Genomic DNA, 23,494 nt, shown 5'->3' with positions numbered 1-23,494 from the left:
TCTGGACGTCTGCTCTGGCTTTTGGCTGTCAAAAAGGAGATCCGGATGTCCACACCCGCCCGAAGCTCGGTCCGTTTCGCCACCATGGCGGTGCTGACCGCGCTGCTGCTGGCATCGTGCGGCCAAAGCGCCGACGCCAGTAAGAGCGGCAATGGCTCCGGCGGCGGCCGCAACCCCGACGAGCTCGTGTTCGCCGCGATTCCCTCGGAGAATGCGCAGAGCATGCAGGCGGGCTACCAGCCCCTGATCACGTTGCTGCAGAAGGCGACCGGCAAGAAGATCCGTTTCCAAAGCGCCACCAGCTACTCGTCGGTCATCGAGGCTCAGCGCACCGGCACCGTCCAAATTGCTCAGTACGGTCCGTTCTCGCTGGTCACCGCGCAGAACAGTGGGGTCAAGGTCACACCGATCGCCGCGGAGACCGTCGCCAAGGGTGCTGCGCCCGGCTACCACTCCTACGGGATCACCCGTCCCGGCACCGGTATCAACAGCATCGCCGACTTCAAGGGGAAGAAGGTGTGCTTCGTCGACCCGAACTCGACATCGGGCTTCCTCTACCCGTCCGCGGCGTTGATCAAGGCGGGCATCGATCCCAACAAGGACGTCACGCAGGTGATCGCCGGCGGCCACGACGCGTCGGCGCTGTCGGTGCTCAACGGCCAGTGCGACGCCGGGTTCGCCCAGGAAAGCATGATCGACACCACCCTTCCGGGGAAGGGCCAGCTGAAACCGGGCCAGCTCAACGTGGTCTGGAAGTCCGAACTGATACCCGGCTCGCCGATCGCGATCAGCGACGACCTCGCGCCGATCCTCAAGACCAAACTGTCTGACGCCTTCCAGAACGCCAACGTCGACTACATGAACGCCAACGGCATCTGCACTCCGGCGTGCAACCACCTCGGCGAAGCAAAAGGCTGGGGCTACGCCACGGTGGACAACTCGTTCTACGACACCGTCCGCAACGTCTGCCGCACCACCCACGCCAAGCAGTGTGCGGGTCAATCATGACCGGAGACGCAGTCGTCCGCTTACAACATGTCACCACCCGGTTCGGCCAGGAGATCCGGGCGCTCGACGATGTCTCGCTGGCGGTGGCGCCCGGCGAGATCGCCGTCCTACTGGGACCATCGGGTTCGGGCAAATCGACCCTGCTACGTCACGTTGACGGGTTGCAGCGACCCACTTCCGGCACGGTGACGGTGCTGGGCACGGACGTCGGCCGGGCGCACAGCGGCGAACTGCGCCGCCTGCGCCGCCGGGTCGGCTTCGTCTTTCAGCAGTTCCACCTGGTCGGCAGCCTCAGCGTGTTGGAGAACGTGTGCACCGGCGCGCTGGGCCGGCTGCGCTGGGCGCGACTGGGACTGTTCAGTTATCCGAGGGACATGCGTCGCGCGGCGCTGGGGCACTTGGACCGAGTTGGCCTGCTGGACCGGGCCTTTCAGCGCGCGGACACCCTGTCCGGGGGCCAGCAGCAGCGGGTCGCGGTGGCCCGGGCGCTGATGCAGCGGCCGGAGATCCTGCTCGCTGACGAGCCGGTGGCGTCGCTGGACCCCGAATCGGCGGCCCAGGTGATGCAGCTGATTCGGGAGATCAGCGTCGAGCAGCGGCTCACGGTGCTGTGCAGCCTGCACCAGGTCCCGCTCGCCTTGAACTGGGGTGACCGGATCATCGGGCTGCGGGCCGGCCGCGTCGTGCTGGACTCCCCGGTGGCGGCGCTCGACCATGACAACGCGATGTCGTTGTATACCAAGGTGGATCCCGGGCCGTTGCTCGCCGCCAGCGTTCCTGCGTGACCATCGCAACCGTCGCGGATAGCGAGCGCATACTGCGGCCGCCGCGGGCCGGGCCGACTTTGGCTTGGCTGGTCATCCTCGCCTTGGCGCTGGTGGGCTGCTGGGCGGTCGTCGACTTGCGGATCAACGTCGCGACGTTCATCGACAGCGGCCGCAACGCAGTCGATTTCGCGGGCCGCATGTTGCCACTGGACTTCCCTAGCGTCCCCGAGTTGCTAAAGCTGTGCGGGCAAACGCTTGCCATCGTCGTGTCGGCGACAGTGCTGTCGGTGGTTATCAGCGTTCCCTTGGCGATTTTGGCCGCTGCCAACACCGCACCCAGCACGGGCGCCCGGTTTGGTGCGCGCACCACGATCGTCATCGTCCGCGCCGTCCCCGACGTGGTGCTGGCCATCGTGTTCCTGCGGATCTTCGGGCTGGGCGCGATGACGGGTGTCCTGGCGATGGGTCTGCACTCGGTGGGAATGGTCGCCAAGCTCTACGCCGACGCGATCGAGCACATCGACGAGGGACCCCGCGCGGCGATTCGCGCCACCGGCGCGAGCACGGGACAGGAGCTGACCAGTGGCGTGCTGCCACAGGTGATGCCGGCGTTCGTGGCGACCGCGCTGCACCGCCTTGACATCAACCTGCGGATCTCAGTGCTGTTGGGTTTCGTCGGCGTGAACGGCCTGGGGTTCGCGATCGCAACCGCATTCAAGCAACTGGACTACCGGCGCGGGATGGCGTTGGCCGCGGTGGTTCTCGCGTTGTGCGTCCTGGTCGAGCTGCTGTCCGGGGCGATCCGCCGGGCGCTGCTGCGCGACACCGATGAGCGGCCCGGCAGCGGCGCGCCACTGCAGACCGGCGATCAGATCAGCCCGCCGTGGACGGGGCCGCGGCTGCGCCGCGCCGGTTATGCCGTGCTGGCGGTGCTGGTGGTATCGACGTCGATGTGGGGCGCGGACCTCGATCCGATCCATTTCGTGAGCTCGCTGCGGGGGATCGGGCAGAACGCCGGGCTGTTCTGGCCGCCGGACACCGCGGGCATTTTCGGCCAGCTGCTGCGCGACCTGTGGTTGACCGTCAAGATCGCGCTGGGCGCCACGCTGATCGGCGCGGTGCTGGCGGTGCCTGTCGGCTGCCTGGCCGCCCGCAATGTGGCGCCGAACCCGCGTGTCGCCAGGGCGTTTCGGATTTTTGTTGTGGTGATCCGCGGTATTCCGGAGCTGGTGCTGGCGGTGGTGTTCGTGGTGATCACCGGGCTCGGCGCGGTGGCGGGAACACTGGCGCTGAGTGTGGGTGCCATCGGTCTGCTCGGCAAGCTGATCGCTGATTCGCTCGAGGAGGTCGACCCCGGCCCGGTGCAGGCCATCCGTGCGACGGGCGCCAGCCGCTGGCAGGTGTTCTGCACCGGAACGCTGCCGCAGGCCGCACCGGGTTTGGTGGGCCACGTTCTGTACCAGCTCGACGTGAACATCCGCTCGGCCACCCTGCTGGGCATCGTAGGAGCGGGGGGGATCGGCTTCGATCTGCTCAGCGGCGCACAGATTCTCGAATTCGGGTTGGTGACAACCATTTTGTTGATGGTGTTCGTCACCGTGCTGGTGGTCGAGGCGCTGGCGGTCTGGTTGCGGCATGAGCTGAGTTGAACGGGTCGAAACAACTGTGCCGGATGTTCATCTTCGGTGGCGCGTGCGTTGGCCACGACGAAGTTGTTCGGACGACCTGCCCGGCCAGCCTGGTGGCGTGACATCAACGCGGTATCTGGAGATCGCTGACCAGCTGGCGGGCGAGCTGGCCGCCTGCGCGGCGGGCACCCGGGTGGCCAGCGAGCCCGAACTGGCCAGCCGGTTCGGCGTCGGGCGAGCCGCGGCGCGCTCGGCGCTGCAGGAACTGGAGCGACGCCTGCTGGTCCGTCGCATCCAGGGTGCGGGCACCTTCGTGAATCGGCGCATCGACTACGTCATCGCCCGGACCAGGCCGCCGTCTTGGCATGCCACGGTGATCGCGAGCGGCGCCACCCCGCGCTCGCAGACCAAGGAAGTGCAGCGGATCGCGCTGGCTGAAGAGCACGCCGAGCAGCTGGGCTGGCCCGTGGGGACCCCGATGTACCGGATCGTGCGGCATTTCTTCATCGACGATCTGCTGGCCTCGCTCACCCAGGAGCTGATCCCGGTACAAGCCGTGCCCGACTTGGACGTCGCGTTGCAAAGCGTCGAGTCGGTGGACACAGTGCTGCGCCAGCTGGGCCGGGTGCGCCCGGTACGGGCTTGGTGCCGCGCCAGCTTGGACATGCCGCCCCGCGAGGTGATGCACAGCCTGGGGATCGAGGCGAGCGTGCCTGTCTGGCGCATCGACAGCATCAGCCGTGATGCGGGGACGGGCGGTGTGTTGCTCAGCAGCAGCGCCTGGACCCGCGCAGATGCGGTGCGTGTGGTCATCGAACTCGAAGACCCCTGCACCACAGGCGATTCAGCGGAAGGAGAAAAGGGTGCGTGAACCCTTGGGGCGAGCCAAGCGCTGCGGACTGCTCGCTTTGGCGCAGGCCGACGAGTTGAAGGAGCTGGCCGACGCCTGCCTTAGCGACGGGGTCGACGTGCGCGTGCTGGTGGCGCCCGAGGTCGGCTTCGTGTCGGCGCAGGTTCGTGAGCCGGTGGCCGACGAGCGTTTCCTGCTCGGCGACGTCCTGGCATGTCGCGCCGAGGTTGAAATGGCCGGTCACCGCGGCTGGGCGATGCGGCTCGGAGACGACCGCGCCGCCGTCCTCGCCGCCGCCGTGTTGGACGCCGAGGTGGAGGCGAGCCGCGCGCACGCCGCGGAGGTGGACCGGCTGTGCCGCGCGGTCGCGGTCCGACAAGCGGAGCGCGAGGACCGCGAGTGGGCCGAGCTGGCTCCCACCATCGTCGAATTCGAGGAGCTGGCATGACCGCCCAGACCTTGGCCGCGCTACACCCGGCGGCTTCGCAGCAGACCTTCCGGGCGGTGCTCGAGGCGCTGGCCCGACCCGCCGTCCCGATGGCGCTACCCAGCCAGCCGCTGGACGTGCTGGTCCCGGTAATCGCGCCGGTCTTGGCGCTGGCGGACTTGAGTACCGGGGTGTGCGTGTTGGAGAACGCCGGGGACCGCTGGGCTGACGCGGTCGCCACGGCCACTTCGGCGCCCACCTGGCCGGCTGAGATGGCGAAGCTGGTGGCCGCTATCCGCCCGGTCAGCGACGACGAGGTTCGCGGCTTCGCCCGCGGGTCTGCCCAGGCGCCGGAAGAGGCCGCCCTGGTCGCGCTCAGCGTACGCGATGTGCTTGGCGGCCCACGCCGCTGGACGCTCTCAGGGCCGGGAATTCGTGGCACCGCCTGCATCGCTCCAAAGGGCCTGCCCACGGGTTTCGTCGCGGCCCGCGCCGACGCGGTGGCCGCGTATCCGGCGGGCATCGACATTCTGCTGGTGACCGATGACGGGCGCGTCGTCGGCTTGCCGCGCACCACCACGATCACGGAGGAGAACTGATGGGTTACTCGGGGGCGCGTGGTGGGCTGGAAGCGATCCTCGCCGCTGAAGACTTGGTGCGCCGGGCGCGCGACCATGCGCCGGTGCCGTGGGCGAGCACCGAACAGATCGTCGCGCGGTTCCGGTTGGCCGTCGACCGGGTGATGGGCGAGGCCGGCCTGTTCGACGAGGCCGCCGCCGCTGCGGCGCTGCGCCAGGCCGAAGGCGACCCGCTGGAAGCCGCGCACCTGCTGCGCGCGCACCGCTCGACGTTGCCGCGACTTGCCGTCAGCGAGCCAGTGGACCCCGACCGGATCACGATCATGCGCCGCATCGTTCCGGCATTCCGCGAGCCCGACGGTCCCCAGCTGTTGGGCCGCACCACCGACTACACCCAAAGGCTGCTGGAGAGGCCGACCGCCGCGCCGCCGCCGCCTCCGGACGATGAACCTGCGGCGGCAGCAAAACCGCGCACGGCGGACCAACGCGGCCCGCGGCGCTTTCTCGACTTACTGCGCGAGGCCGGACTCGTCGTCGACCACCGCACCGGCGACGACCCGGAACCCTTTGACATCACCAGACTTCCGCCCCGGCCTCCGGCGCCGCGGTCGGCATCTCTCGCAGCGATGGCGCGCGCGGAAACCGGTGCGCTCATCGCGTTGTGGTATCGCTCGATCCTTGGTCCCGACGGTGACATCCATGAGATCACCCTCGGGGAGGTACGGCACGGACGGTTGCCGCTGGAGGTCAAGCATCCGCACACGGGTGAGCCTGTGACGATCGGCGAGTTCCGGGTGACCGAGGCCGAAGCCATCGAGGATCTCGACGGCGCCGAGGAGGACCGCAGCCGGTTCGACGTCGGATACGGAATGTGCTTCGGGCACAACGAACGTAAGGCGATCGCGATGGCGAACCTGGACATCGCCAACCGCCGGTTCGGCAGGACCGGTCCGCTGGAACAGCTGCTGCTGCTGACCACCGACGGCCTGGACTCCGGCGGATTTCTGGAGCACCTCAAGCTTCCGCACTACGTGACGTTCCGCTCCATGGTGGAGCGCAAGCAGGCGCTGCAGGCCGCGCTGGCCGCCGGGGATAGCCGAGCCGTGCGCGTTCCCGAGCCCGCCGGAAGGGATTGCGAATGACCACGACCACCGACCTGTTGAGCGAGCTGGCCGATGACCAGGCGCCGTCGGGCATCCTCGACGAGAGCGGTAAGCGCGAGATCCGCCGTGCCGCACTGACCGCGGTGTGTGTGCCGGGTTATCAGGTCCCGTTCGGCTCGCGAGAGATGCCGGTGGCCCGCGGCTGGGGCTCGGGTGGTCTGCAGGTGACGCTGTCGGTGATCGGCGCGCGCGACACGGTGAAGGTCATCGATCAGGGCGACGACGGCGGCGTCAACGCAACCAATCTGCGCCGGATGATCGCCGCGACCACTGGTTGCTCCGAGTCGACCGACACCCGGGAGGCGACGGTGGTGCAGACCCGACACCGCGTCCCGGAGGAGGCTTTGTCGCCCGGCGACCTGCTGGTGTACCAGGTGCCGGTGCCCGAGCCGCTGAGGAAGGTGCAGAAGTCCATCGCCGAGTGTGCCCGCATGCACGCCGAAAACGATTACGCCGCAATGTGGGTGAGCCTCTACGAAGACATCGTCCGCAACGGCATGATCACCCGCACCACGGGCTACCCCGTGCTGGTGGCCGGGCGTTACGTCATGGCCACCACGCCGATTCCGCGCTGGGACGTGCCGCGGCTGCATCACAGCGAGCACATCAACCTGTTCGGCGCCGGGCGGGAAAAGCGGATTTACGCAGTTCCACCGCACACCGATGTCGTCCCCCTGACGTTCGACGACGTGCCGTTCGAGGTGGAGTACTGCGCGGGTGGGGTTTGCAAGCTGTGTGGCAGTGACGACGTGTTCCTTGTCGAGGCGGGGCCCACCGGCGGTTTTGTGTGCAGTGACACCGAGTGGTGCGCACGGGTGCGCGCCGGCGACGCCGACCGCACGGCTCATCGCGAGCGCGCACCGCTGCACCTGCTACCCAACCCGGAGCGCCGCGCCGGCGCCCGCACGACACCGCCGGCGCACCTGCATCGGGGCTCGCTCCTGCGGCGCGACGTCCGGTCCGATCCCACCGACTGGATGCTGCGGGTGGACTCGATCGGTAAGGTGCACGGCGCCGGCGGGGTGTATGCGGTCGACGGCACCGGACCCGAATTCGGCACTGCGATAAGCCCGAGCACCGGGGCCGTCGTGGCGGCCTGGGATGTGTCCTTCGATGTCGCACCCGGCGAGGCCCTGGGCGTCATCGGCGAGTCCGGATCCGGTAAGTCGACAGTCCTGTCCTGTGTCATCGGCAATGAGCGCGCGACCGCGGGTTCGGTTCACCTGGCGACCCTGGACGACGGGCGCACCGATCTGTTGACCCTGTCGGACGCGGAACGCCGACGGCTGCGCGTCGATGGCATGGCGGTGGTGTATCAGGATCCCGCCGATGGACTGGATTTTGGGGTCAGCGCGGGCGGCAACATCGCCGAGCGGCTCACCGCCGCGGGCTGGCGCGGATACCACAACATTCGCAGTCGGGCCGCGGAACTCCTTGAGCGAGTGGAGGTTCCGCTTTCCCGTATGGACGACCCGGTCGGGACGTTCTCCGGTGGTATGCGGCAGCGGGTGCAGATCGCTAAGGCGCTCGCCACCGAACCACCGGTGGTTCTGCTGGACGAACCGACCACCGGACTGGATGCGTCGGTGGCCGCCGGCGTGCTCGATTTGTTGCGCGGGCTGCTCGCCGATTCCAATATCGCAGCGGTCGTGGTCAGTCACGACTTTTCGGTGATCGAGACGCTGACCGACCGCAGCATCGTCATGCAGTTGGGCCGGGTGATCGAGCGGGGCCTGACCGATCAGCTTTTTCACGATCCGCACCATCCATACACACAGCGGCTGGTCGCCGCGGCCAGGAGGTGACCGTGGCGAAACCGGTGCTGAGCGTGCGCGGGCTGCGCAAATCGTTCACGTTGCACACCATCGACGGCCGCGTCGTGCATTCGCTACGCGGCGTCGACCTCGACGTCCGGGCCGGAGAGCATGTCGTGCTGGCCGGTCCGAGCGGCGCGGGCAAGTCCTCGCTGCTGCGGTGCGTGAACCGCACCTATCTGCCCGACTCGGGTTCGGTGGTGCTGCGCACCGGGGAGGACCAGGAGATCGAGCTGACAAAGCTGTGTGACCGGGCGATGGCCGCGGTTCGAGGACGCGAATTCGGTTACGTGTCACAGTTTTTGACCGCCCCACCCCGTACCGGGCCGCTGCAGCTCGTGGCCGCGGCTGCCCGTCGCCGCGGTATCGACCGCGCGGAGGCGACCGAGGCCGCCGCGGATGCCCTGCGGCGGCTCGACCTGGACCCGGCGTTGTGGGATGTGGACTGCTCGGTGCTGTCCGGCGGGGAGCGTCAGCGGGTGAACCTCGCGGCGGGCACGGTCCGCCCGCCGCGGTTGTTGATGCTTGACGAGCCGGTATCGGCGCTCGACCCGGCAAACCGGGAGCGGGCACTCGAAATGATCGCGACATTGACGGCCCAGGGCGTAGCCGTGCTTGCGGTCTTCCACGATCGGGAGGCGATGCTGCGGTTGGCATCTCGCGTGGTGTTGATGCGCGACGGCCGCATCGCCCAGGAAGGTGCCCCCGCGGAGATCCTGGAGGGAGTGGCGTGACAACCCAGGTGTTCGAACGGACGGTAGAACATTGGCCATTAGCGGCGCCGCCGGCGGACTACGTGCTCGGCCACGTGCGGGCGGTGTTGCCGCACACCGTGATCGACGACGCGGTAGTGGCGGTGCGGGGCGGGGTCATCGCGGCCGTGGAGCCGCATGCTGCCGGGTTGTCGGCCGACGTGGATGGTGCAGGGCTGCTGTGCATTCCGGGTGTGGTGGACACGCACAGCGACGCGCTGGAGAAGGAGCGGCTGCCGCGACCCGGCGCCGAGCTGCCGATCGAGTTCGCCCTGCTCTCCCTTGAGGGCAAGCTCCGCGCGGCGGGTGTGACGACGGTGTTCCACGGCGCCGGATTCGAGCAGAGCATGGGCCGGGGGACTCCGCGCACCGTCGAGGACGCCAAGCTGTTCTGCCAGGCTGTCAAGGAGCGTGTCGACGGGCTGGTGGACCACCGGATTCTGTACCGGCTGGACGTCCGCAGTCCGGAAGGCCTTGTGGCGCTGAAGGATCAGCTTGCCGGCACGACGGATGTGCCGCTGGTGTCCCATGAGGACCACACACCTGGGCAGGGTCAGTACGCCGACCGCGCCTACTACGAGCGCTACATGATGGGCTCGCGCGGGATGACCGCCGAGCAGGCGGCGCGCCACGTCGACGACCTGATCGCCGAACGCGACGGGCGCCTCGGCCTGCGCGAGGAGGCCATGGGTTGGCTGGCCGAGCTGGCGCAAGCCAACCGGATCCGGTTGCTCGGTCATGACCTGACCACCGCGGCCGAGGTCGACGAGCTGGTGGCCCGGGGTGGCACCGTCGCCGAATTCCCGACCACCTTGGCGGCGGCGCAGGCCGCGCGCGACCGCGGGCTGCCGGTGGTGATGGGTGCGCCCAACGTGCTGCGCGGCGGGTCGCACAACGGGAACGCCTCCGGCCAGGAACTGATTGGGCGTGGGCTGGTGACCTCGATCGCATCGGACTACCTGCCGTCCAGCTTGCTGGCCGCGGTGTTCGCGCTCGTCGACGACGAGCGGATCGGTCTGGCCGCCGCGGTGGGGCTCGTGACATCTGGGCCGGCGGACGTCGCGGGACTGGCCGACCGCGGACGCCTTCAGCCCGGCCTGCGGGCAGACCTGACCCTCCTTGCCACCGATGGGCGTTGGCCGGTCGTGCGCTCGGTGTTGGTGAGCGGACAATGACGCACATCGCCTGGCCGGTGCCCGAACCGCAAGTGCCGGAGGGGACGCATCCCGCGCTGGCCGACGCCGCGCGGGCCGCGGCGGAGGCGTTCGGAGCGGCCCGTGCCCAATACGACCGTGCGGCACTGTCGGAAAAGGTGCAGACGGGAGCCGACGGCACCCCGACCATGCGGCTGGACATCCTGGTCGACACCGCGGTGGCCGACGTGGTCAACCAGCATCGCGTCAACCTTCTCAGCGAGGAGATCGGTGTCATCGACAACGGGTCGGCGCTGACTCTGGTCGTCGATCCGGTCGACGGCACCGCCAACGCCGCCGCAGGAGTCCCGCTGTCAGCGTTTGCCGGAGTGGTAGCCGTCGACGGCGCCGCCACCGAGGCGTTGACGTGTTGGTTCGACACCGGCCGGTGCTGGCATGCGGTGGCGGGTCAGCCGGTGCCTTACCGCACCAGCGGCCGCACCGGCCTCGACGGCGCCGCGGTGAGCCTGCTTCGCCCGCACGGCGACGACGACGCCGCGTGGTGGCGGGTCGCCAGGCGCGCCGCCCGGGTGCGGATCCTGTCCACCAGCTGCCTGGAAGCAGCGCTGGTAGCGGAGGGCTCCACCGATGCCTTCGCCGATGCCGGCTCCGACAGCCACCGGATCATGGACCTGGCCGCTGCGATGGTGATGGTGCCCGCCGCGGGCGGGGCCGTCCTGGATGTCCGCGGCAGGCCGTTGGAAATCCATCCCGATCTCAGCCGTCGCTGGTCTGGGGTGGTAGCCGCGACACCCGCGCTTGCCGAAGAACTGGTCAGCACTCTTCAGGAGCCGACCTCCACAGGCTGACCGCCTAACCGCGCGATTTCGCAGCTCAACGACGATTGCTGTAGCCTGATGCGGTTGCCGACGCAGGCGACCCTCCTGCCACGGAACGCCCGTGGCCGCTTGAGACCAGAGGAGGTGGTGAGGTTTCCATGCGTCCATACGAAATCATGGTCATTCTTGACCCCACGCTCGACGAGCGCACCGTAGCCCCGTCCTTGGAGACGTTCCTCAACGTCGTCCGCAAGGATGGTGGATCCGTCGACAAGGTCGACATCTGGGGCCGGCGCCGTCTGGCCTACGAGATCGCGAAGCACGCCGAAGGCATCTACGTCGTCGTCGACCTGAAAGCCGAGCCGGCCACGGTATCCGAGCTCGACCGCCAGCTGAGCCTCAACGAGTCGGTACTGCGCACCAAGGTGATGCGCACCGACAAGCACTAACAACCTCGGCTGCGTCGCGTGCTTCCCATCGGCGCACTTGCCTAGGCTGTGGAGAGCTCAGCGAACGTACGCTCATGACATCCATCACCGGAGCGGCGAGAAACAGGGTGGAACGAGGAGGAAATTGTGGCTGGTGACACCACTATCACCGTTGTCGGAAACCTGACCGCCGACCCCGAACTGCGGTTCACCCCGTCGGGTGCCGCCGTCGCGAACTTCACCGTGGCGTCGACACCGCGGATCTATGACCGCCAGAGCGGCGAATGGAAAGACGGTGAGGCGCTCTTCCTGCGGTGCAACATCTGGCGGGAAGCCGCCGAGAACGTCGCCGAAAGCCTCACTCGTGGGGCCCGGGTGATTGTCACGGGCCGGCTCAAGCAGCGTTCGTTCGAGACTCGTGAAGGTGAGAAGCGCACCGTCGTCGAGGTCGAGGTCGACGAGATCGGCCCCTCGTTGCGGTATGCCACAGCCAAGGTCAACAAGGCCAGCCGCAGCGGCGGCGGTGGCGGCGGCGGCTTCGGCGGTGGCGGCGGATCGCGCCAGCAGTCGGCGCCGGCCGCGAGCGCACCCGCTGATGACCCGTGGGGCAGTGCGCCCGCATCGGGCTCATTCGGTGGCGGAGACGACGAACCGCCCTTCTGATTCAAGAAACTTCAGCAATAGAGAACGGAAAGAAAGACAGACATGGCCAAGTCCAACAAGCGGCGGCCGGCTCCGGAAAAGCCGGTCAAGGCACGTAAATGTGTCTTCTGCGCCAAGAAGGATCAAGCGATCGACTACAAGGACACCGCGCTGCTGCGCACGTACATCAGCGAGCGCGGCAAGATCCGTGCGCGTCGCGTCACCGGCAACTGTGTGCAGCACCAACGTGACATCGCCATCGCGGTGAAGAATGCCCGCGAGGTGGCGCTGCTGCCCTTCACCTCCTCGGCGCGATAGTCGCCGCAGGCCAACCGAAAGTACGAAACGATGAAGCTGATTCTGACGGCTGACGTCGACCACCTTGGTTCCGTCGGCGACACTGTCGAAGTCAAGGACGGCTACGGCCGCAACTTCCTGCTCCCGCGCGGCCTGGCGATCGTGGCCTCGCGCGGCGCGCAGAAGCAGGCCGACGACATCCGCCGGGCCCGTGAAACCAAGGCGGTGCGCGACCTCGGGCACGCCAACGAGCTCAAGACGGCCATCGAGGCGCTCGGCCCCGTCCCGCTGCCGGTGAAGACGGCGGCGGATTCGGGCAAGCTGTTCGGCTCGGTGACTGCCAACGATGTCGTGGCGGCCATCAAGAAGGCCGGCGGCCCCAACCTGGACAAACGAATCGTCCGGCTGCCCAAGTCGCACATCAAAGCCGTGGGGACTCACCCGGTGGCGGTGCACCTGCACCCCGAGGTCGACGTCGAGGTCGCGCTCGAGGTCGTCGCACAGAGCTAAGCGCGCAAGATTTGCTCAAACCCGGCGGCGGCCTGATCGGCCGCCGCCGAGTTTGCGTTGCGCTCGCGCGTGCGCCCGCACTCGCCGCCGAAGGTGGTCGCGGATGTCCGTCTGGCGAACTATTTCTGGGGTGTATTTCGCCTGGGCTCTTTACCGGCCCGTAACGCTGGGAAAACACCGCCGAAAGCCAACACGCCCGGGGCAGTAACCTGGCCCGACACGCCGTAGAGATTCTTGTCCACACGAATTTCATGGCGTTCTATGGCCGGTATCTGCACTGATGTCCTAGCCCTTTGCATTAATCCACAGGTTCTACACACCCCGCTCAACACAGGTGTCGACGGATATGCACACACGATGCACAGCTTCATAAACAGCGCCCCTTTCAACTAGTAGCCAGCAACGTCTAACGTCGTCCCGGCGCCGGGCATGCGGGTGCTACATGGCGAAGGTTGTCAGCACCCCGGCTTAGGCTCACTGTCGACTCTCGAATGTATGTTCGGATGCGTGACGCAGGGCAGGAGGGAATCCGTGGCGGTCGTCGATGACTTGACGTCGGGCATGGATTCAACACCACCCAGCGAGGACTTCGGGCGGCAGCCTCCGCAAGATTTGGCGGCCGAACAGTCGGTGCTGGGCGGCATGCTGCTGAGCAAGGACGCCATCGCCGACGTGCTGGAGCGGTTGCGTCCCGGTGACTTCTACCGACCCGCTCATCAGAACATCTACGACGCGATCCTGGACCTTTACGGGCGCGGCGAGCCTGCCGACGCCGTGACGGTCGCGGCGGAGTTGGACCGCCGCAACCTGCTGCGCCGGATCGGCGGGGCACCGTATCTGCACACGCTGATCTCGACGGTGCCCACCGCGGCCAACGCGGGCTACTACGCGACCATCGTGGCTGAGAAGGCGTTGCTGCGGCGCCTTGTGGAGGCCGGCACCAGGGTCGTGCAGTACGGCTACGCGGGCGCCGAGGGCGCCGACGTGGCCGAGGTGGTCGACCGTGCGCAGGCGGAGATCTACGAGGTGGCCGAGCGCCGGACTTCCGAGGACTTCGTTCCGCTCGAGGATCTGCTGCAGCCGACCATGGACGAGATCGACGCCATCGCCTCCAACGGCGGCGTGGCGCGCGGCGTGCCGACTGGTTTCACCGAACTCGACGAGGTGACCAACGGTCTGCATGCCGGGCAGATGATTATCGTGGCGGCCAGGCCCGGAGTCGGGAAATCCACGCTGGGACTGGATTTTTTGCGGTCGTGCTCGATCAAGCACCGGATGGCCAGCGTCATCTTCTCGCTGGAAATGAGCAAGTCCGAGATCGTCATGCGTCTGTTGTCGGCGGAAGCGAAGATCAAGCTCGCCGACATGCGGTCAGGTCGGATGAGCGACGAGGACTGGACCAGGCTGGCGCGACGGATGAGCGAAATCAGTGAGGCGCCACTGTATATCGACGACTCGCCGAACCTGACGATGATGGAGATCCGCGCCAAGGCGCGCCGGCTGCGGCAGAAATCCGACCTGCGTCTGGTGGTGGTCGATTATCTGCAGCTGATGTCGTCGGGAAAGAAAGTCGAGTCGCGCCAGCTCGAGGTCTCCGAATTCTCGCGCCAGTTAAAGCTCTTGGCCAAGGAGCTCGAGGTACCCGTCGTCGCCATCAGCCAGCTGAACCGCGGTCCCGAGCAGCGCACCGACAAGAAGCCGATGCTGTCGGACCTTCGAGAGTCGGGCTCGCTGGAACAGGATGCCGACATGGTGATCCTGTTGAACCGGCCGGACGCCTTCGAGCGCGACGATCCGCGCGGGGGAGAGGCGGATTTCATTCTCGCTAAACACCGCAACGGCCCCACCAAGACGGTGACCGTGGCGCACCAGCTGCACCTATCGCGCTTCACGAACATGGCGCGGTGACGGATTGCGGGTTGTAGGTTCTAGTTCTAATTGACGGAATTCCAGACTTCGTGACGTAGAAATGGCGGATTCATCACAAAGCCTGGAAACGGGTTAATCCCGCTAGGCATCGGCTTAGGGTTGGTCACAATCAATCCATTTACTCCTGGCGACATACGAGAGTCTCGAAGTCCGTCGCGGTTTGCCGGGTCGCAGTCGGCTTGGTGTGACATCCTGTGCGAGTGTCCGCAGGGGGCCCGCCTACAGGGGTGGTGACCTTTCTGTTCACCGACGTGGAGGGTTCGACCCGTCGGTGGGAGACCGACGCTGATGGCATGCGGAAAGCCCTGGCCGCCCATGACGAGGTATTACGCTCGGCGGTCGAAGCGCACGGGGGCATCTTGTTCAAGCACACCGGTGACGGCGTATGCGCGGCGTTTTCATCACCGAAATCGGCGGTTGATGCCGCTGTTGCTGCTCAGCACAAACTGGAGTTGCCGGTGCGGATGGGGCTGGCGACCGGCGAAGCCGAGCTGCGGGACGGGGACTACTTCGGGCCCGTTCTCAACCGGGCCGCGAGGGTAATGGCAGCGGGTCACGGTGGTCAGGTCCTGCTCGCCGAGTCGACGGCATCTCTGCTCAGCGGAGTAGACCTGCTCGATCTGGGGCCGCGCCGGTTGCGGGATGTGCCTGCGCCGGTCGGGGTGTTTCAGCTACGAGCAGTAGGCCTGCCAACGGAGTTTCCGCCATTGCGGGCGCTGGACACGACACCCGGGAAACTGCGGCCCGCGACAACCGGTTTGATCGGACGTGAGTCGGAGGTCGCCGAGCTGCAAGCCGCGGTGAAGACGCATCGGTTGGTGACGTTGACCGGGGTGGGCGGGGTCGGCAAGACCCGGCTAGCGCTCGAAGTGGCGGGGCGGCTGGTCGACGAATTCCCGGACGGGGCATGGTTTTTCGAACTGGCTGAGGTCACCGATCCGGCCGCGGTGCCCGACGCGGTCGCGGCGGTGCTGGGTATCACCCAACAACCCGGCAAGACCGTGGCCGCGAGCGTGGCCGCCGCCCTGGAGGGCAGAGTGCGGCTGCTGGTGTTGGACAACTGCGAACACGTGCTGGACGCCGCCGCCGATCTGATCGAGGCCATCCTCGCGGCCTCGGCAACGACCAAGATTGTCGCCACCAGCCGCGAGGGACTCGGCATTGCCGACGAGCAGCTGTGGCCGGTGCCCTCGCTGGACGTGGGCTCGGGCATCGATTCTGCCGCAGTGTCGCTGTTCGTCGAACGCGCGCGCAGCGTCGCCCCGCGCTTCTCGCTGACCGAGGATGACGAGGCGGGCGCGGTGGTGGAGATCTGCCGCCGCCTCGACGGGATCCCGTTGGCGATCGAGTTGGCCGCCTCGCGGATGGCGGCCATGACCGCGGGCGAGGTGCGCGATCGGCTCGATCAGCGGTTGCAGCTTCTGGTGGGCTCGCGACGCGCTCTAGAACGTCACCACACCTTGCGCCACACCGTGGCGTGGTCCTACGAGCTGCTCAACGAGCGGGAGAAGGCGCTGCTGTATCGGTGTTCGGTGTTCGCCGGGGGATTCGATCTGCAGAGCGCCTGCGCCGTAGCGGGATTCTCAAACGCCCCAGACGATTTCGCCACCCTGGATCTGCTCGGCACGCTGGTGCGCAAGTCGCTGCTCGTCGCCACCCGGACAGCGGGCCGCACCCGGTATTCGATGCTGGAAACGATCCGCCAGTTCGCCGAGGAACAACTCGTCGCCCGCGACGAAGCGTCCGAGATTCGGGCCGCACACTCGCGGTACTTTGCTGCACGCGAACCCGACATCATGGCCCAGTGGGACAGCCCCCGCCAGCGTGACGCCTACGACTGGTTCGCCCTCGAGCTGGCCAATCTGCGCACCGCGTTTCGGTGGGCTGCCGACCACGGCGATCTGGATGTCGCCGCCACTCTCGCCAACTATGTGGGGTTCCTCGGCTTTATGGTCCAAACCTATGAGCCGATCGCCTGGGCTGAAGAGCTGATCGCGCCCGCCCGCGCGGTCGACCACCCCCGCCTGGCATTGCTGTACGTGATCGCGTCGCAGTGCTGGTTCGCGGGACGGTTCGAGGCGGCTGTCGGCTACAGCGACGCCGGTCAGATCGTTCTCGGCAGGAACCGCGATGCGCTGCCCCACGGCATCGAAGCCGCGATTGGACTTGTATACCTAGCCATCCGGCAGCCCGAGCGGTTGACCGAATTGTGCCGCGCCCAGCTCGCGCGCCGCCGCGACACCCCGGTGTACATCCGGGCATGGCTGGTTACCGCCCTTTCAGTGGCCCATTCCGGTAGGGAGGCGATGGATTCCGCGGATGGCCTCATCGAGGCTGCCGAGGCAACAGGCAACCCGTACTTGCTCGCGTTGGCGCTCGATGCCTACGGTTTGGCTTTCCGTGACGCGGATCCCATCGGGGCGCTTAACGCCCTCGGCCGGGGTCTGGTGATCGCCCAAGACAGCGGCAACCGCTCCCGCGCGTCAATGCTGGCGAACAGTCTGGCCCTACTCGAAGCCGAACACGGCGACACCGTGTCCGCTTTCGATCACCTCACTCTGGCAATCCGCAACTACCACGATTGTGGCAACACCACCAACATCCGCGCCCCGCTGGCCGTCCTCGCCGTTCTTTTCGACCGGCTCGGCCGCTACGAACCGGCGGCCACCATCGCCGGCTTCGCCCGCATTGCTGCGGCGGTGGTCCCCGAAATCACCACCGCGATTACCCACCTGCGCGATGTGCTCGGTGAGGCGATCTATAAATCGCACGCCAGCAAGGGTAGAACCATGACCACCGCCGCGGTGGTGACCTACGCATACGACCAAATCGATCAGGCCCGAACAGCACTGGGCGCAGTCTCGAAATGACCGCATTTGAGAGTCGCAAAACTTCGTCTTAGTCGTCTCGCGGTTGACATCTCGATATGACGGACACCGTTGACCAGCAGTGACACGATATTGGCGTGGACGACGTTCACGGTGGACTGACGACTGCGGGACTGTCGTGTGGGTCGTGTGGCACCAAGCTGCCCCCGAAGTCCAAGTTTTGTAACGAGTGCGGCACACCGGTCGCGCAGGTTACTCGATCGGCGGAGTACAAGCAGGTGACGGTGCTGTTCGCCGACGTCGTCCACTCGATGGACATCGCGGCAGCCGTGGGCGCGGAGCGGCTGCGCGAAATCATGGCAGACCTCGCCGACCGCTGCGCGGCAGTTGTGCAGCACTTCGGCGGCACGGTGGACAAGTTCACCGGCGACGGCATCATGGCGGTGTTCGGCGCACCGCTCGCGTTGGAGGATCACGCTTTTCGTGCCTGTTTAGCGGCACTCGGTATCCAGGAGGAGGTGAAGCGGTTTGCCGTCGACGTCCGCGAGCGTGACGGTGTAGACCTGCAGTTGCGCGTAGGACTTAACTCCGGTCAGGTGATTGCCGGTGAGATCGGTTCGGGTGCGTGGGGTTACACCGCTATCGGCGAGCAGGTCGGGATGGCGCAGCGGATGGAGTCGGCGGCTTCGCCGGGTGGTGTGATGCTCAGCGCGTCGACAGCTCGACTGGTTGAGGGCACGGCGGCCCTCGGCGAATCTCAGCTGGTTCAGATCAAGGGTGCCGACGCGCCGGTGCCCGCTCGGCGGCTGTTGGCCATGGGCGACGGACCTCGCGCTGCCTGGCGTGCTGAGTCGACTCTGGTCGGTCGGCGCTGGGAGATGGCCGTCGTTGATGCCCTGTTGGACCGTCTAATCGATGGCCACGGCGCGGTGGTTGGCGTGGTCGGGTCACCAGGCATTGGGAAGAGTCGTCTGGCGCGCGAGGTGGCGGTGCTGGCGGGACGGCGTGGCGTGGAACTGTTCACTGCCTTCTGCGAGTCGCACACCAGCCAGGTCCCCTTTCATGCCGTTGCACGGTTTTTGCGGGCGGCCAGCGGTGTCGAGGGACTTGACGGACAGACCGCTCGCAATCGAGTGCGCGACCGCGTTCCTGACGCGGACCCCGAGGACGTGCTGCTTCTCCATGACCTGCTAGGCATCACCGATCCCGATGTGGAGCTGCCGAAGATCGACCCGGATGCCCGTCGGCGGCGGTTAACGGCGCTGGTCAATGCCGCGTCGCTGGCCCGCGGAACCGCGGCGGTCTATGTCATCGAAGACGCGCACTGGATCGATGAGGTCAGCGAATCAATGATCGCCGAATTCGTCACGGTGATGCCGCAGACGCCCTCGCTGGTGCTGGTCACCTACCGCCCCGAATATCAAGGCGCCTTGAGCCGGGTGGCCGGTGCCAAAACCATAGCCCTTGCGCCACTGAGTGATCCGGAGATCGCAGCACTGGTCTCGCAGCTCCTCGGGCCGGACCCCTCAGTCGGCGCGTTGCCCTCTGTGATCGCCGCGCGGGCCGCCGGTAATCCGTTTTTCGCTGAGGAGATGGTTCGGGATTTGGCCGAGCGTGCTGTGCTGCGCGGCAACCGCAGCGCTTACGTCTCCGTAGTCGACGCTGCCGAGGTCACCGTACCCGCCACGGTGCAGGCCACTATCGCCGCCCGCATCGACCGGCTGAACCCAAAAGCGAAACGCACCCTGAACGCTGCCGCGGTCGTCGGCGCGAAGTTCAGCAGGAACCTACTGGAAACGCTGGGGATTGATCCTTTCCTGGAGGACCTGGTGGGCGGCGAGCTGATCGATCAGATCAGTTTTACCCGACAGCCCGAGTACGTGTTCCACCATCCGCTGATCCGAATGGTGGCCTACGAATCACAACTCAAGTCGGATCGCGCCGAGCTGCATCGGCGGCTGGCCGCCGCGATTGAGGCCCGTAACCCGGCCTCGGCTGATGAAAATGCCGCGCTGATCGCCGAACATCTGGAGGCCGCCGGTGATGGGCACGCCGCCTACGGCTGGCACATGCGCGCCGCAACGTGGGCGACCAACCGCGACATCGCCGCCGCCCGGGTGAGCTGGGAACGCGCCCAAACGATCGCCGACGTACTGCCCGGCGACGATCCCAACCGGGCGGCCATGCGCATCGCCCCGCGCACCATGTTGTGCGGGACGGCCTGGCGAGTCCATGTGAACGTTCCTGGCGCACGCTTCGATGAATTACGTCAGTTGTGCCGCGACACCGGCGACAAGGCCTCACTGGCCACAGCCATGGCGGGGCTGGTGATTGATCGTGCCTATCAGGGCCGGATGCGCGAGGCGTCACGGCTAGCATCGGAAGCCTGGGCCCTCATCGAGTCGATCCGCGATGCGACCTTGACGGTGGGGCTATCCTTCCCGGTGAGCTATGCCAAGGTTCACAGCGGCGAGTGGTGTGACGTGCTGCGGTGGTCACAGAGGGTCATCGACCTGGCCGACGGCGATCCGTTTAAAGGGAACTTCATTTTCGGATCTCCGCTAGCGGTTGCCTTTGCGAACCGGGCTATTGCCCGGTATTGGCTGGGTCGCACCGGATGGCGCGACGACCTGCGGGAGGGCCTGGCGATGGCCCGCAGGGCCGACCCCTGGTCTTATGCTGCGGTTGTCGCCTTCGTCTACTTAGCGGGATTACCGTTCGGCGTGTCGGCTGCCGATGATCGCGCGGTTCGCGAGATCGAGGAGGCCCTACGCAATGCCGAACGATGCGGTGATGATCTCGGGGTGACCATAGCCCGAATGACACTGGGCGTTGCGCTGGTGCACCGCCACACGGCTCCGGAGCGTGACCGCGCACAGAAGGTGCTGGCCGAGATCAGCGACGGGTTCATGCGCCAGGGCTACCTTCTGGGCGATTTACCGCTAGTCAATGTGTACTTGGCGCGTGAGAAGGCTCGGCGTGGAGATCGCGATGAGGCGATACCGCTCATGCGTGCCGCCGTCGACCATTTGTTCCGCGAGGGACGGCTGCTGCTGTGGTGCGTGCCTGCGACGGGTGTTTTGGTGGAGACGCTGCTGGACCGTGGGGCCGAGGATGACATGGCCGAAGCCGAAGCCGCGATCGAACGGTTAGCGGCCGCACAAACCGATGAGGATCTGGTGATACGCGAGATCTGGCTGCTACGGCTTCGAGCTCTGTTGGCGCACACTCACGGCGACGACCACGCCTACTGCGACTATCGTGATCGCTACCGCGACATGGCGGGAACGCTTGGCTTCGAGGGACACATCGCGTGGGCCGACGAGATGCCATGAGCGCCGTCACTTTCGTAAGGCTCGGCGTCTCAGAAGGGACGACATTCGAGATGTCTCGGACCCGCCAGCCCGGTTCACAGGTTAAGCCAGGTCGTTGCGTCTCAGAAGTTCGTCTCACAAGAAGCCGTCGTAATATTGCGACAGAGCGCTCATTAGGATCCGCCACAAAAACCGGAAAACCGCTTCCGCCATTTCGACCGGAATTCTGCGACCACGCAAGTATTGGAACAGCCTCCGCCACGCCGGATTGGAACCGACACGAGGGTTGGCGTGGGTGGACCCGCGGAACTTGGGCTCCTGCGATCACGATCCGCGCCTGGTATCAGCCGACTACGCCTGATGCCGCAACTGGTCCGCCCTAACCGGAGTACGGAAATCCGTGCTATCACTGGTGCCTCGCCGGTCAGCTGCTAGCCGTGGAACCGAGCGACAGCGGCTGGGCTATCCGCAGTGAGGTCGGTGAGATCAGACCGGGCGAATTGACTCGCTGAGACCGCAAGGCTGCTGGGTAATCCACCGGCGGGAAAGATCATGTGCAAGGCCGCTCCGAACGCATGCCAGTGAATAACATCGGTGCAACGAAATTACCTGTGGGACACAGTATTGTGTGCAATTACCGCGCGGAGTAGCGTGAAGTCTCCAACAGCAGGAGGCCAGAACCCTAGCTAGGTGGGCACACCGTGGGACAATCCGAGCTAACCAGCCTCATCGGCCTGCGCGACGGCGATGGGAATCGAATCCACCTCGTCCGCGTGGATCGCCCCAATGGGACGAGCGGCTACATGCTCAGGGTCGGGACGGGGAAAGTGTTCCTGAGTGCCGCCGATCTTGCCAGCCTCAACAAGGTCATCCGGTTCGAGCTGCATTCGGCGCACCGGATCCATTTGGTGAATTGGGTGGTCCAGCTGTTGATCTTGTGCGCACTGGCATGGCTCCTCGCTCACGGCATCACCGGGCCGCTGTTTGTCTACCCCTGGTCCTATTGAGGTCACCGCCCATCAAGCACGGATTGCGCTGCGGGCAAACGTTTCTGGTGCAGTTTCTCTCTTTCCCAGCAGATCGCGGCCAGCTGCCCGCGTGTCGTAGTGAGGATCTTTGGTCAATTGAAGCAAGCGACACCCAGGTTGGTCGCCTGCGCATGAGTCCAGAGGTCCAGAAGTTGTCCGCTCGGGTCCAGGCGGTGTAGCGCAGCTATAGTCGGTGGGTGTTGCCTACCTATGATCGCGATTCATGACCGAAGGAGCACCAGGACCGGCGTCGGCGCAAGCACAGGCCGGCGAGCTTGCCCCGCTTGATGTCGTCGGCTCCGGAGTCCTTCCCCCGGTCGCTGCCCGAGTGCGCCGACTTTTTTGGCTGCTCGAGCGGTTGGCGCCCTCTTTGGGATCGCGGTGGGCAGTCGAGTTGTGGTGTACCCCACCGGTTCTCGAATCGAGTCTGCGCATGCCGCCAGGCGTGTCCCCGGGCAGACCGCTAGAAGCTTATTGGGATGGACATCGGATCGCTGGTGAGGAATGGGGCGAAGGGACGCCGATATACCTGGTACATGGTTGGGGCGGGCAGCGCGCGCATTTGGCAGTGTTCGTCAAGCCGCTGGTTGAGGCGGGATATCGTGTCGTCGCATTCGACTTGCCTAGCCACAACGAATCTGGTCCGGGTGCCCTTGCGCCCGGACGTACCACTCTCATCGAGTGCGCCGACGCCGTTGCGGCGATGATCGAGACCCACGGGCCCGCCCACGCGGTGGTAGCTCACTCACTCGGAGCGAACGCGACTGCATTGGCGGCGGCGCAGGGCGCACCTGTCGGGCGTTTGGTCTTCTTGGCGCCCATGGGCGATTTCCCTCTCTATCTCGACCTGTTCGCCGCACGGCACGGCTTCGGCCGCCGGATCCGCGCGGGCCTGCAACGTCGTCTGGAAAAACGAATCGCCATGCCGTTGCACGAGACGAACATGACGCGGATCGGTCAACGAGCCAACTACCCGCCGGTGCTTCTCATCCATGATCCCGATGACCCAGACAGCCCTTATGCCGCGAGTGAGCGGCTCGCATGGTCGTGGCAAGGTGCACGATTACTGACCACGCGTGGGCTCGGCCGACTCGCTCATTACCGAATCTTGCGCCATCGCCCCGCTATTCGCGCCGGGCTAGAGTTCATCGGCACCAAGCGGGCTGAAAGTTGATCGCAGGCACCGTTACTCGTACCAAGTCTTAACAGCAAACGAGCGCAGCCGGACTGCACATCGGTTTGGCGCGCGGTCAACTACTGCCGCGCCCGGTGTGCTGCTGCAGCTCTTCTATCAGGTCGGATGCCTGGGCCTTGGTCAGATCATTGGGGACCTCACGCCCTGCCTCCTGCGCCAGCGTGTGTAAATAGCTCCGCTGCGGTCCCGTCATCGGTTCGTCACCCGTGACCCAGTCGGCTGGGTCCTTTTCCGCCGTCTCGTTGGGCGCCGGTTGCAATTCCTTGCTCATTCCGCGATCACCTCCTAGTTGCCTCACGTCAAGATGCGCGCGTTGGGGGAATTGTTGCCTCACGTGAGCGTGCGCGTTTGGTGACTGGAGCGG

General features: G+C 66.4%; 21 protein-coding genes. 20 read left to right on the top strand and 1 reads right to left on the bottom strand.

Annotation, left to right across the window (positions count from 1 at the left end; genetic code table 11):
- Positions 1–45: 45 nt before the first annotated feature.
- The 20 genes from A5625_RS14955 (at position 46) to A5625_RS14860 (ending at position 23,109) form a co-directional block, all read left to right on the top strand.
- On the top strand, positions 46–1,008 hold the full coding sequence (locus A5625_RS14955) for a phosphate/phosphite/phosphonate ABC transporter substrate-binding protein (RefSeq protein ID WP_232003699.1): 963 nt from the start codon (positions 46–48) through the stop codon (positions 1,006–1,008).
- Positions 1,005–1,793 (top strand): phosphonate ABC transporter ATP-binding protein, encoded by a 789-nt coding sequence (gene phnC, locus A5625_RS14950; RefSeq protein WP_066995035.1) that lies wholly within the window; start codon positions 1,005–1,007, stop codon positions 1,791–1,793. Before A5625_RS14955 ends, phnC begins: the two co-directional genes overlap by 4 nt.
- Positions 1,790–3,424: a phosphonate ABC transporter, permease protein PhnE gene (gene phnE / locus A5625_RS14945; protein ID WP_066995032.1), complete on the top strand. Its 1,635-nt coding sequence runs from the start codon at positions 1,790–1,792 to the stop codon at positions 3,422–3,424. The genes phnC and phnE overlap by 4 nt, the downstream gene beginning before the upstream one ends.
- A gap of 97 nt (positions 3,425–3,521) precedes the next feature.
- Positions 3,522–4,274, top strand: coding sequence for a GntR family transcriptional regulator (locus A5625_RS14940; RefSeq protein WP_066995029.1), 753 nt, complete (start codon positions 3,522–3,524; stop codon positions 4,272–4,274).
- Positions 4,267–4,701, top strand: coding sequence for a phosphonate C-P lyase system protein PhnG (locus A5625_RS14935; RefSeq protein ID WP_082984413.1), 435 nt, complete (start codon positions 4,267–4,269; stop codon positions 4,699–4,701). Before A5625_RS14940 ends, A5625_RS14935 begins: the two co-directional genes overlap by 8 nt.
- Positions 4,698–5,279 carry a phosphonate C-P lyase system protein PhnH gene (gene phnH / locus A5625_RS14930; RefSeq protein ID WP_066995024.1) on the top strand — a complete coding sequence of 194 codons (582 nt, stop codon included), beginning with the start codon at positions 4,698–4,700 and terminating at the stop codon, positions 5,277–5,279. The genes A5625_RS14935 and phnH overlap by 4 nt, the downstream gene beginning before the upstream one ends.
- Positions 5,279–6,400 (top strand): carbon-phosphorus lyase complex subunit PhnI, encoded by a 1,122-nt coding sequence (locus A5625_RS14925; protein WP_066995022.1) that lies wholly within the window; start codon positions 5,279–5,281, stop codon positions 6,398–6,400. Before phnH ends, A5625_RS14925 begins: the two co-directional genes overlap by 1 nt.
- On the top strand, positions 6,397–8,226 hold the full coding sequence (locus tag A5625_RS14920) for an alpha-D-ribose 1-methylphosphonate 5-phosphate C-P-lyase PhnJ (protein ID WP_066995019.1): 1,830 nt from the start codon (positions 6,397–6,399) through the stop codon (positions 8,224–8,226). The genes A5625_RS14925 and A5625_RS14920 overlap by 4 nt, the downstream gene beginning before the upstream one ends.
- A 2-nt stretch (positions 8,227–8,228) precedes the next feature.
- Complete coding sequence (locus tag A5625_RS14915) at positions 8,229–8,969, top strand: ATP-binding cassette domain-containing protein (protein ID WP_232003698.1); 741 nt, start codon at positions 8,229–8,231, stop codon at positions 8,967–8,969.
- Positions 8,966–10,162 (top strand): alpha-D-ribose 1-methylphosphonate 5-triphosphate diphosphatase, encoded by a 1,197-nt coding sequence (locus A5625_RS14910; protein ID WP_197516113.1) that lies wholly within the window; start codon positions 8,966–8,968, stop codon positions 10,160–10,162. The genes A5625_RS14915 and A5625_RS14910 overlap by 4 nt, the downstream gene beginning before the upstream one ends.
- On the top strand, positions 10,159–10,989 hold the full coding sequence (locus tag A5625_RS14905) for an inositol monophosphatase family protein (protein ID WP_066995014.1): 831 nt from the start codon (positions 10,159–10,161) through the stop codon (positions 10,987–10,989). Before A5625_RS14910 ends, A5625_RS14905 begins: the two co-directional genes overlap by 4 nt.
- Before the next feature lie 128 nt (positions 10,990–11,117).
- Positions 11,118–11,408, top strand: a complete 291-nt coding sequence (gene rpsF, locus A5625_RS14900; protein ID WP_007771721.1) for a 30S ribosomal protein S6 — start codon at positions 11,118–11,120, stop codon at positions 11,406–11,408.
- A gap of 126 nt (positions 11,409–11,534) precedes the next feature.
- The gene (locus A5625_RS14895; protein WP_066995011.1) at positions 11,535–12,050 is read left to right on the top strand and encodes a single-stranded DNA-binding protein; all 516 of its coding nucleotides are present in this window, start codon (positions 11,535–11,537) and stop codon (positions 12,048–12,050) included.
- 42 nt (positions 12,051–12,092) lie between these two features.
- The gene (gene rpsR, locus A5625_RS14890; protein WP_003874730.1) at positions 12,093–12,347 is read left to right on the top strand and encodes a 30S ribosomal protein S18; all 255 of its coding nucleotides are present in this window, start codon (positions 12,093–12,095) and stop codon (positions 12,345–12,347) included.
- Positions 12,348–12,377: 30 nt separating this feature from the next.
- Positions 12,378–12,836 carry a 50S ribosomal protein L9 gene (rplI, locus tag A5625_RS14885; RefSeq protein WP_066995009.1) on the top strand — a complete coding sequence of 153 codons (459 nt, stop codon included), beginning with the start codon at positions 12,378–12,380 and terminating at the stop codon, positions 12,834–12,836.
- Positions 12,837–13,367: 531 nt separating this feature from the next.
- Positions 13,368–14,744: a replicative DNA helicase gene (gene dnaB, locus A5625_RS14880; RefSeq protein WP_066995008.1), complete on the top strand. Its 1,377-nt coding sequence runs from the start codon at positions 13,368–13,370 to the stop codon at positions 14,742–14,744.
- Positions 14,745–14,959: 215 nt separating this feature from the next.
- A complete protein-coding gene (locus A5625_RS14875) occupies positions 14,960–17,635 on the top strand; it encodes an adenylate/guanylate cyclase domain-containing protein (protein WP_066995005.1) in 2,676 nt (891 codons plus the stop codon).
- Positions 17,636–17,730: 95 nt separating this feature from the next.
- Positions 17,731–20,928 carry an adenylate/guanylate cyclase domain-containing protein gene (locus A5625_RS14870; RefSeq protein ID WP_369830011.1) on the top strand — a complete coding sequence of 1,066 codons (3,198 nt, stop codon included), beginning with the start codon at positions 17,731–17,733 and terminating at the stop codon, positions 20,926–20,928.
- Between the two features lie 680 nt (positions 20,929–21,608).
- Entirely contained in the window at positions 21,609–21,914 is a 306-nt protein-coding gene (locus A5625_RS14865; RefSeq protein ID WP_156748240.1) for a hypothetical protein, read from the top strand.
- Between the two features lie 244 nt (positions 21,915–22,158).
- A complete protein-coding gene (locus A5625_RS14860) occupies positions 22,159–23,109 on the top strand; it encodes an alpha/beta fold hydrolase (RefSeq protein ID WP_066994999.1) in 951 nt (316 codons plus the stop codon).
- A 76-nt stretch (positions 23,110–23,185) separates the two neighbouring features.
- Here A5625_RS14860 and A5625_RS14855 read toward each other — a convergent pair whose 3' ends face one another.
- Positions 23,186–23,401 (bottom strand): DUF3072 domain-containing protein, encoded by a 216-nt coding sequence (locus tag A5625_RS14855; protein ID WP_066994996.1) that lies wholly within the window; start codon positions 23,399–23,401, stop codon positions 23,186–23,188.
- Positions 23,402–23,494: the final 93 nt, after the last annotated feature.

Source organism: Mycobacterium sp. 1465703.0, from assembly GCF_001672975.1.
In the GTDB taxonomy this organism is placed as follows: Bacteria; Actinomycetota; Actinomycetes; order Mycobacteriales; family Mycobacteriaceae; genus Mycobacterium.
The sequence above is the reverse complement of the archived record's forward strand: the minus strand, read 5'-3'. Positions and strand labels throughout refer to the sequence as shown.

Excerpts from the sequence above, each read along its gene's own strand:
- phnC (WP_066995035.1), top strand. The coding sequence starts at position 1,005 with ATGACCGGAGACGCAGTCGTCCGCTTACAACATGTCACCACCCGGTTC.
- A5625_RS14855 (WP_066994996.1), bottom strand. The coding sequence starts at position 23,401 with ATGAGCAAGGAATTGCAACCGGCGCCCAACGAGACGGCGGAAAAGGAC.
- A5625_RS14920 (WP_066995019.1), top strand. The coding sequence starts at position 6,397 with ATGACCACGACCACCGACCTGTTGAGCGAGCTGGCCGATGACCAGGCG.
- A5625_RS14955 (WP_232003699.1), top strand. The coding sequence starts at position 46 with ATGTCCACACCCGCCCGAAGCTCGGTCCGTTTCGCCACCATGGCGGTG.
- A5625_RS14905 (WP_066995014.1), top strand. The coding sequence starts at position 10,159 with ATGACGCACATCGCCTGGCCGGTGCCCGAACCGCAAGTGCCGGAGGGG.
- rpsR (WP_003874730.1), top strand. The coding sequence starts at position 12,093 with ATGGCCAAGTCCAACAAGCGGCGGCCGGCTCCGGAAAAGCCGGTCAAG.
- rpsF (WP_007771721.1), top strand. The coding sequence starts at position 11,118 with ATGCGTCCATACGAAATCATGGTCATTCTTGACCCCACGCTCGACGAG.
- phnH (WP_066995024.1), top strand. The coding sequence starts at position 4,698 with ATGACCGCCCAGACCTTGGCCGCGCTACACCCGGCGGCTTCGCAGCAG.
- A5625_RS14925 (WP_066995022.1), top strand. The coding sequence starts at position 5,279 with ATGGGTTACTCGGGGGCGCGTGGTGGGCTGGAAGCGATCCTCGCCGCT.
- A5625_RS14860 (WP_066994999.1), top strand. The coding sequence starts at position 22,159 with ATGACCGAAGGAGCACCAGGACCGGCGTCGGCGCAAGCACAGGCCGGC.
- rplI (WP_066995009.1), top strand. The coding sequence starts at position 12,378 with ATGAAGCTGATTCTGACGGCTGACGTCGACCACCTTGGTTCCGTCGGC.